Below are 647 nucleotides of genomic sequence, written 5' to 3' on the forward strand. Positions count from 1 at the left end.
GAGGACGCGGGTGAGGACGCGTTCGAGCGCGCCTTCGATGGTGTCGGTGAAGGTCTGGTCGAGGCTCACGCGCTTACTTCCTGTCCATTTTCTACGTTTTTAAACGTAGACGGGTCAAAAAAAAGTTCGTGTACAGGAACGTCCAGCACGCGCGCGATCGCTTCAGCGGTCTGGTTTCGACGCCCTGCGCGCGTCCGGACTCGTGAGCCCGGATGGTGGAGATCGAGACCTCCGCGTCTGCGGCGAGACGCTCCTGACGCATGCCCTTGGCCTCGCGCAGCCGTCGCAACTGAGTCATCCGCATACGTCCATTCTAGATGTTTTAAAACGTTTTACAAGTGGTCATGTCTGGACTGAACCTTTGAGAATGGTGCAACCCGGCGAGTATCGTTCTCGTACCAGTACGCCATGTACTCGCCCACTATGCCGAGAGTCAGCAAGAACCGTCCCGACGTCCCCAAGTGGGCGCGCGCCATCGCGCTCCGACGGGTCGAACTGGGCCGCACGCAAACCCAGCTCGCCGAAGACGGCGGGCAGGACGACCAGGGCCGAGACTACCTCACCCAGTCCAACGTCGCTGACGCCGAAAACCGGCAGAGTGCACCTCCTCAACATGGGCTACGGCCGGGTTCTCGCGCTCGCGCGCG

The 647-nt window shown here is 61.4% G+C and carries 2 protein-coding genes; one reads left to right on the forward strand and one right to left on the reverse strand.

The genetic code is table 11. From position 1 onward, the window contains the following. Nucleotides 1-91: 91 nt before the first annotated feature. Nucleotides 92-298 carry a helix-turn-helix domain-containing protein gene (locus DEIPI_RS36295; RefSeq protein ID WP_169736994.1) on the reverse strand — a complete coding sequence of 69 codons (207 nt, stop codon included), beginning with the start codon at nucleotides 296-298 and terminating at the stop codon, nucleotides 92-94. Nucleotides 299-423: 125 nt separating this feature from the next. Here DEIPI_RS36295 and DEIPI_RS40805 point away from each other — a divergent pair. Next, a partial coding sequence (locus tag DEIPI_RS40805) for a hypothetical protein (RefSeq protein ID WP_211238222.1) occupies nucleotides 424-647 on the forward strand: 224 nt, incomplete at its 3' end.

The organism is Deinococcus pimensis DSM 21231 (genome assembly GCF_000519345.1).
Classification (GTDB): Bacteria; Deinococcota; Deinococci; order Deinococcales; family Deinococcaceae; genus Deinococcus_A; species Deinococcus_A pimensis.